Origin of the sequence: Bradyrhizobium sp. NAS80.1, from assembly GCF_001908205.1 — a bacterium.
Taxonomy (GTDB): Bacteria; Pseudomonadota; Alphaproteobacteria; order Rhizobiales; family Xanthobacteraceae; genus Bradyrhizobium.
The window spans coordinates 20,220-27,220 of record NZ_LGHL01000206.1; the positions used below are offsets into that span (position 1 = coordinate 20,220).

Sequence of the window (7,001 nt, forward strand, 5' to 3'; positions counted from 1 at the left end):
TCTCCTTCTCGATCGACCTAGGCCGTCTTGCCGCCGGCCTCCGACGCATGTTCTCCAAGCGCCCACTTGGAGAAGCGCACCTGGATGCCATAAGGCGAATGGGCGCGAAGGATGTCCATCACGCCGTCGTAGGTCTCGGTGCGCGCCCAGTCCTGCTGCAGTTCGAAAACATACTGGCAGGAGGTGATCGGAACGGCACCGGCCTGGACGAGGCGATCCATGGAACGGTTGTGCGCTTCGATCGAAAGGTCGCCGCACGCGTCAGCGGGAACGTAGATTTCGTATCCCTCCTTCAGCATGTCGAGGCTCGGAAACATCACGCAAGCTTCCGTCCACAGGCCGGCGATGACGAACTTCTTCTTACCCGTGGCGGCGACCGCCTTGCGGAAGTTCGCATCCAGCCATGAGTTCATGGAGGTCCGGTCGATGATCTCGTGCTTCGGGAACAACTCGGTCACTTCCGGCATGAACGGACCCGAGAACGAATCCTTGGCGACGGTCGATATCACGGTGGGGATCTTGAAGAGCTTCGCGGCCTTGGCCAGGATCTGGATGTTGTTGAAGACCACGAGCCGGTCGTGCGACTGCACGCCTTGGTACATCGCGGGTTGATAGTCGATCAGGGCGATGGCGCTGTTTTGGGGGGGTAAGCATCTCGACTTTCGACATGTTTCACTCTCCTTTGGCGGGATCGGCTAGGCTTGCGATGCGGGCAGTCCTTCGATGAAACCGGAAAAGGTCCTCGCCCCGCTCGGCATCGTCCAGACCTTGAACCGGCTTATGGGTATTCGCTTTTTCCGGGGAAGGATTGTCCGATAGACGGACGATTTGAACGATTTCGCGCCAAAGCGCCCGGAGCGAGGCCACAGATTGTCGCCATATCCCGCTCAAGTTGAGTGAAAACCATCGGGCAAACTTACAAGACAGAGGCTTGCGTATCTGCTTGCTTCCGAAGCTGGCAGCGTCTTTTCCGACGCAGCTGCGCGGGGCATTCCCCGAGAGCAAGGCCATTGCCTGCAACCTCGGTGCGGTGCCCGATCGGTGGTGACCAGGATTGCTTGAGCACGGTGAGCTAATATGGTGGGCCGCGGACTTCATCATGTGACGATCATCTCCGCCGACGCAGCGAGAACGTACAATTTCTACGCCCGCATCCTGGGATTGAGACTCGTCAAGCAAACGGTCAGCTATGACGAACCAGGCGCTCGGCTCCTGTATTTCGGTGACGGGAGCGGACGTCCCGGCACTCTAATCGGCAGTTTGGTATGGGAGCGGGTCGCTTCGGGTACGATCGGCGCGGGCGACCCCATCGAGGTCGCGTTTCGCATTCCGTGCGGCTCGCTCGCGTGGTGGAGCGAAAGGCTTTTCGCGAAAGCCGTGCCTCATCGTCGCGCCGTGACCGCCTTCGGAGAACGCTTCGTCTCCTTCAATGATCCGGATGGCCTCCCGATCGCGCTCATCGAGACCTCAGGGCTGGCCAGTGAACCGGCTTGGATCACAGGAGACATCGATCGTCAGTATGCGCTACGCGGGTTGAAAGAAATTACCTTGAGCGTACGGGCGACGGATGGGACCGCGAAAATTCTCCTTCGGGTCCTGGGTTTCGCGAATATAGATGCAAGAGATGGCTGCACGCGTCTGGTAGCGCACGACGGACCGGGAGGCGCCATTTCGCTCAAGCAGACCGCCGGCGCCGAGAGAGGCCGTCTCGGCGCAGGCACTGTACGTCAGATAGCGTTTCGCGCTCGAGACGTCGACGATCTCGCAAGGGTCATCGATAAACTCAAGTTCGATTATGAAGTCGTCGGCAGCGATCTCGAGGACAGGACCTATCTCAAATCGGTCAACTTCCGCGCGCCTTGTGGCGCGCTATTCGAGATTGCGACGGATGGACCGGGTTTCGAGGTCGATGAGCAGTTGGACGAATTGGGTGGCGAGTTGAAGCTTCCTTCTTTCCTGGAGGCTCGGCGGCTTGAGCTTCAGGCGCTCCTTCCTCGGCTCTATTGACGCGTCCGTCCCCGCGGCTCAGGACGGGCGGTAGCGCTTCCGCAATGAACTCGACGAATGCCTTCAGCTTCGGGGGATAGCACCCCGACGGCCAAACTGCGGAAACGACTCGCTCGTTCTCCGTCTCCGCTTCCAGAACGAGTTGTAGCCTGCCAGCAGCCACATGCTCCTTCGCCCAAAATTCCGGGACGCAGGCTATTCCCTTGCCATCCAGGGCGGCGGAAATAAGCATCGCGTTGTGGTCGACCACCAGGCGATTTCGAAGTCTGTCGCTCCTATGGACGAAGTTCGGCCCGAGCGGCCAGGGGTAAAGCTTGGAAGTCGAAGCGCTCTTGCTGCGAAGGCAGGCGTGCTCATCGAGATCATCGAGGGATCTTGGGATCTCCACTTCGGCGAGATAGGCGGGGGAGGCAACGAGCACCAATCTGAAGGATCCGATCCGTCGTGCCTTCAGGCGGGAATCCCGCAGCGCCCCGATCCGCAATACGACGTCGAAGCCCTCCTCGATCAGGTCCACGTTGCGGTTGGTGAGGCTAAGGTCGAGTTCGATATCGGGGAAGCGACTCGTGAAGTCGAGCAGTGGTCGGTGCCACACCTCGTTGACGAGAGGGAGGCTGACCTTCAGCTTTCCGCGAGGGGTATCGCGCGAGAGCGCAAGGTCGTTTTCAGCATCGGTGATCTCCCTCATGATGCTCCGGCAGCGTTCGAGAAACCGCGCCCCCTCGGCGGTCAGACTTAGGCTGCGCGTGCTGCGATGAAACAATCGCACACCGAGCCTCTCCTCCAGGCGGACGATGGTCTTTCCGATCGCTGAGGGGGAATGTCCAAGGATCTTGCCTGCAGCCACGTAGCTGCCAGAATCGGCGACCTGGACGAATACGGTGACGCCGGCAATCCTATCCATTGCGGAAATCCTGTCCGTACAGTGCGGCCAAAAAGGCGATTTTGCTGCTTTGCCAACATTGCTAGGTGTTGAGCCTGCATTCTACTGCCACTCTCGGCACTGGGGAGTCGATTTTCGATGTCGGGCAACCTCCCGAATCCGACCGAAAGTGGTTTGTTGGGGCAGCTAGAGGGCCAGCTCGGGATAAGCACCATATCCTTGCTGACGATGAAACATCGCGGCCAGCTGGCTCTGACGGCGACGAGACTAACGTGCTCGCGATTTTTCCGCGAGCGCAGCGCCGCCTTGTCGCCCGCCCCGGCCTTCAGCATTCTTTATCAGCTTGGAGAGCTTGACAGGCACTCATGTTCGCTGCCGGGAAGTCGTCCCTATTCGGCTGCGTGTCGTGCCGGCAGCGTGACCGTGGTCGACCTGCGTGACGACCCTCATTGCGAGTTTCGGGGCCCCTTCGACACGTTGCATTATTACGTTCCGGCCCGGGCACTGGACGAGTTCGCCCAGGAGCACGGAGCATCTCGGATAGCGACCCTGAGGTGGAATGCCGATCGGCAAGACCCGTTCGTGTCGACGCTGTCCAACGTGCTCCTCGCTGCGGTCGAGCAAGACCGCCTCGCGAATGAGTTGTTCCTGGACCAATTGGCGCTCAGCCTTCTCGCTCATTTCGCACAGACATATGGCGGAATGCGCATCCGCGGTGCTGCGGCCGAGGGCGGGCTGGCCCCTTGGCAAGAGAGGCGAGCCAAGGAGATGATGCGGGCTCGGTTCGCCAGCAAGCTGACGATCGCCGACGTGGCTGCCGAATGCCGGTTGACGGCCAGCCATTTCGCGCGTGCTTTCAGGAAGGCCACTGGTGTGGCTCCGCACAAATTCCTTTCCGACTTGAGGATCGAGGAAGCCAAACGCGTGATGCTAACCACCAAGCTCTCGCTTGCCGATACCGCGCTGATCTGCGGTTTCGGCGATCAAAGCTACTTTACGCGCGTTTTCTCCCGTACCGTGGGTTGCAGTCCGGGGACATGGCGCAGGAACAACGCCGATGGATAATCGACGCGGTTCCTACGGGGGCTTGATCATGTCCCGCGCGTAGGCAAGGCCGATGCCGTATCCGCCGCCATGCGCCTCAACGATCGCCCGCGCTCCGTCGTAGGTCGCGTGCCGAGTCCAGTCGCGCTGCAGTTCGAGAAGGACCTGAATCCAGGACGTTGGCCTCGCTCCCGCAGCTTCCATACGCCGGAGCGCGAGATCATGACTAACCGGGGTGAGCCCGCCGCAGGCGTCTCCGACAACGTACACTTCATACCCCGCGGCGAGAGCGGAGAGCACCGGAAAAGTCACGCAGGCTTCCGTCAAAAGCCCCGAAACGATCAACCTCCGCCGTCCCGTCGCCGCGATGGCCCCGCGCGCAGCGTCGTCCTCCCACATATTCATGTTGCGGCGGTCGATTGCGACGACATCAGGGATCGCAGCCTGGACCGCTGGCATCAGGGGACCGCTGTAGACCTTGGTGGCGGAGGTCGACGCAATGATCGGTAGGCCGAAGACGGTTGCAGTGCGTGCAAGGGCGATGACGTTGTTCAGGAGCGTTTGGCGATCAGCCGATCCCACGCCGAACGCAAGCCCAGCCTGCTGGTCGACCAGGATCAACGCACAATCCTTCGGTTCGATCAGGATGTCGGACATCGGTCTCACGGTTTCGGATCCTTGTGTCATATCGACAACTCCAGCGGATGCGGAGATCAACGAATACGCCAAGGCCGCTTTATCGGCTTGGACGAAAGCTGCAGGAATTGGAGGAAAGGTCTGCCTTGACTGGTTTGAGCGAAAAATTCGCTGCCTGGTGTCGGTTGACTAATCTCCAGAATGGCATGACTTTTCTCCAAATCGTGACGGGCGCCGACGGCGACCACTGGATCCAGTCGTCGTGGTCGCTGTGCGTGAACAACGCCGAGGTGATGCGCGATCCCGCAATCCGCGTATACGGCATGGCGTTGATTCCTACCGTTACCGCGGGCGATGCCCGATATTGGGGGCGCGCGGTGCTCCAAGATTACCGTACCCCTCCCTTGGCCTTCTATGCGATCTATCCGCCGACGTGACATCTCTCAGTCAAGGTGTGACTGTTTGTCGATTTTCTGGCCGAGCGCTTTGGACCCCAAGCGGCCTGGACTGCCGAAGATCTATCCGATCAGCTGAGTAAGAACATGGCCAATCCCGACGACAAAACGGCTGCAGCCGCGGAACGACGAGCGTCCCCCTGGACCGCATTTCGACACAGAGCGTTCACAGTTGTCTGGATTGCGACCGTCGTCGCGAACGTCGGCACATGGATGTACAACGCCGCGTCCGGATGGCTGATGACAAGCCTCAATCCCGATCCGCTCACGGTCTCCTTGGTCCAGGTCGCGAGCAGCCTCCCGATGTTCCTGTTCGCGCTGCCCGCAGGGGCTGTGGCGGACACCGTCGACAAGCGCCGTTTCCTGATTGGTGCGGAGATCGTTGTCACGATCATCGCGGCGATCAGCGCGATTCTGGTCTGGCTCGACCTGATCAATCCGTCGGTCCTGCTTCTGTTCACGTTCCTCCTTGGTGCGGGGGCGGCATTCACCGCCCCCGCATGGCAATCCATCGTGCCTCAGCTTGTCCCAAAGCAGGACTTGGCACCGGCGGTTGCGAGCAACGGAGTCGGTGTCAATATCAGCAGGGCGATCGGACCGGCGCTGGGTGGCGTCGTCATCGGTGCGTTGGGCATCGCGGCGCCGTTCTGGATCAACGCGCTGAGTAATTTCGCCGTGATCGGCGCCCTGCTCTGGTGGCGGCCGCCAGCGGCGCAGGGGAGCGGGCTTCCGCCGGAACGTCTGATGGGCGCCATGGTGATCGGCTTCCGGCATGCGCGATACAACCCGAACTTGCGCGCAACTCTCATAAGAGCGGTCGCGTTCTTCTTCTTCGCGAGCGCGTATTGGGCGCTGCTTCCGCTCGTCGCACGCGATCAGATCGCGGGCGGCCCCGAACTCTACGGCATCTTGCTGGGCGCGATCGGCATCGGCGCCATCGTCGGGGCTTTCGCGCTGCCCTGGATGAAGGGGGCGCTCGGGCCCGACCGCCTCGTCGCGGCCGGCACGCTCGGTACGGCGGTCAGTCTGCTCTTGCTGGGTATAGCCCATCATTCGGCGCTGGGCCTGACAGCCTGCGTGATCGCTGGCATCTCCTGGATCGCCGTTCTCTCGAGCCTCAATGTCTCGGTCCAGGTCGCGCTGCCCGATTGGGTGCGCGGGCGCGGACTAGCCTTGTTCGTGACCGTGTTCTTCGGTGCAATGACCGCCGGCAGCGTACTCTGGGGACAGCTCGCCTCGGCTCTTGGCTTGCCCGTGGCGCACATCATCGCGGCCGCCGGAGCCGTCGCCGGCATCGCGCTGACTTGGCGCTGGAAGCTTCAGGGCGGCGAAGGAGTGGACCTCGCGCCCTCGATGCATTGGCCGGCGCCCGTCCTGGCGATTGACGCCGATGCCGACCGCGGCCCCGTATTGGTCACCATCGAGTACCGCATCGCTCCAGAGCGACGTGAGGCCTTCCTCCGTGCCATCAGGAATTTGGAGCAGCAGCGGCGGCGCGACGGCGCCTACTCATGGGATGTCTTCGAGGATGCGGCCGAGACCGGGCGTTTCCTCGAGACGTTCATGGTGGCGTCCTGGCTCGAGCATCTCCGACAACACCAGCGCGTGACGAACGCGGATCGCGTCGTTCAGGATTCTCTCCGCGAATTCGACGCGGCGGCAGAACCTAAGGTCACGCATTTTGTCGCTGCGACCTTTTCATCTTCCGTGGGCACATCCCACTAGCTAAATGAAGTGCCCTGCCCGATCTCCGGCAGGTTCTGGTGAATGCCATCTGTAGCTCGCCACCGTGGCTACTGATGGCATTTTTCAACTCCGGCTAGAAAATACATTCAACTCAATCCTTTTGGCTCTTCCGTGTGGAGGAGCCCCGTTCGGGCGTAAGCCACTGATTTTGCTGTGGAGCTCGAACGACTACGAACAGAGGAGAACAACATACTGGCGGAAGGGGTGTCAGATCAACCTTTTTGATACAA

General features: G+C 61.0%; 4 protein-coding genes and 3 pseudogenes. 4 read left to right on the forward strand and 3 right to left on the reverse strand.

Features of this window, described 5'->3' with window-relative positions; translation table 11 throughout:
* Positions 1 to 17: 17 nt before the first annotated feature.
* A pseudogene (locus AC629_RS36120) lies at positions 18 to 669 on the reverse strand (hydrolase).
* Between the two features lie 408 nt (positions 670 to 1,077).
* On the opposite strand from AC629_RS36120, the pseudogene AC629_RS50335 reads away from it, so the two are divergent.
* Positions 1,078 to 1,221: pseudogene (locus AC629_RS50335) on the forward strand (VOC family protein); the annotation flags it as partial.
* 622 nt (positions 1,222 to 1,843) lie between these two features.
* Here the strand turns inward: AC629_RS50335 and AC629_RS49315 are convergent.
* On the reverse strand, positions 1,844 to 2,911 hold the full coding sequence (locus AC629_RS49315) for a LysR family transcriptional regulator (RefSeq protein WP_084809521.1): 1,068 nt from the start codon (positions 2,909 to 2,911) through the stop codon (positions 1,844 to 1,846).
* Positions 2,912 to 3,028: 117 nt separating this feature from the next.
* Here AC629_RS49315 and AC629_RS36135 point away from each other — a divergent pair, with 117 nt between their 5' ends.
* Positions 3,029 to 3,955 (forward strand): helix-turn-helix transcriptional regulator, encoded by a 927-nt coding sequence (locus AC629_RS36135; RefSeq protein ID WP_084809522.1) that lies wholly within the window; start codon positions 3,029 to 3,031, stop codon positions 3,953 to 3,955.
* A 12-nt stretch (positions 3,956 to 3,967) separates the two neighbouring features.
* On the opposite strand, the gene AC629_RS36140 is transcribed toward AC629_RS36135, so the two are convergent.
* Positions 3,968 to 4,591 (reverse strand): hydrolase, encoded by a 624-nt coding sequence (locus AC629_RS36140; protein WP_084809523.1) that lies wholly within the window; start codon positions 4,589 to 4,591, stop codon positions 3,968 to 3,970.
* Positions 4,592 to 4,794: 203 nt separating this feature from the next.
* Here AC629_RS36140 and AC629_RS36145 point away from each other — a divergent pair.
* A pseudogene (locus AC629_RS36145) lies at positions 4,795 to 5,028 on the forward strand (type 2 periplasmic-binding domain-containing protein); the annotation flags it as partial.
* 84 nt (positions 5,029 to 5,112) lie between these two features.
* Positions 5,113 to 6,750, forward strand: a complete 1,638-nt coding sequence (locus AC629_RS36150) for an MFS transporter (protein ID WP_084809525.1) — start codon at positions 5,113 to 5,115, stop codon at positions 6,748 to 6,750.
* The last annotated feature ends 251 nt before the right edge of the window (positions 6,751 to 7,001 follow it).

Bases quoted from the DNA above. Each gene is read 5' to 3' on its own strand.
- AC629_RS49315 (WP_084809521.1), bottom strand. From the start codon at position 2,911: ATGGATAGGATTGCCGGCGTCACCGTATTCGTCCAGGTCGCCGATTCT.
- AC629_RS36135 (WP_084809522.1), top strand. From the start codon at position 3,029: ATGTCGGGCAACCTCCCGAATCCGACCGAAAGTGGTTTGTTGGGGCAG.
- AC629_RS36140 (WP_084809523.1), bottom strand. From the start codon at position 4,591: ATGTCCGACATCCTGATCGAACCGAAGGATTGTGCGTTGATCCTGGTC.
- AC629_RS36150 (WP_084809525.1), top strand. From the start codon at position 5,113: ATGGCCAATCCCGACGACAAAACGGCTGCAGCCGCGGAACGACGAGCG.